The organism is Thiohalocapsa sp. ML1 (genome assembly GCF_001469165.1).
GTDB lineage: Bacteria > Pseudomonadota > Gammaproteobacteria > Chromatiales > Chromatiaceae > Thiohalocapsa.
The window spans coordinates 1-586 of record NZ_JABX01000134.1 but is presented as its reverse complement, the minus strand read 5'-3'; the positions used below and the strand labels follow the sequence as shown (position 1 = coordinate 586).

Here is a 586-nt window from a genome sequence, read left to right as displayed (position 1 = left end):
TTCAGCGCGAGGTCCTCGTCGAGCGGCAGGCGCTGGCGCTCGCCGGCGATGGGTGGCTGATTGGTCGGGGGCTTGATGCGGGCCTTGGCCAGGCGGCGCAGCACCCGATGCTCCACGAGTGCCAGGTTGCGCCCGCGCAGCCCGGCGATGCGCAGCGGCGCCTTCAGGTGCTGCGTCGCCGGTGCGGGCATCTGCCAGACTTCTATCTCGTTGTCGTCGGTGCCGTGGGCGCGCACGCGCAGCTCGTACCGCGGTGTGCCGGCGGCGGCGTCGCCAGTGGGCTCGGGGCCGGGCTCCGGGCCGGGCAGCGCGGTGGGCAGCGCGTTCATGTGCCGCCCTCGGCGGTGATGGTGACGTAGGCGGCGCCGGCGCCGAAGCGGGTCAGGCGCTCGCCGAGCTTCGCGGGGGCCTCGCCGCTCAAGCTGAGCCCGGTGTCGGCGAAGGCGATGGTGAAGCCCAGGTCCAGCGTCTTGTCCTTGGCCGCCCGCAACTGCGGCTCCAGGAAGTCCTTGAGCGGCTGGGCGTCCTCGCAGCCGCCGCTGAAGTCGATCTCCAGCGTGCCGCCATCCTTGGTCTCGTAGCCGCC

1 protein-coding gene and 1 pseudogene are annotated in these 586 nt (G+C 73.2%); both read right to left on the bottom strand.

Annotated features, from left to right (window positions below; genetic code table 11):
- Positions 1-329, bottom strand: a pseudogene (locus ML01_RS26670) (hypothetical protein); the annotation flags it as partial.
- Positions 326-586 (bottom strand): hypothetical protein (locus ML01_RS29870; protein WP_162268127.1); only part of this gene is annotated, 261 nt, incomplete at its 5' end. The gene ML01_RS29870 and the pseudogene ML01_RS26670, both read right to left, overlap by 4 nt.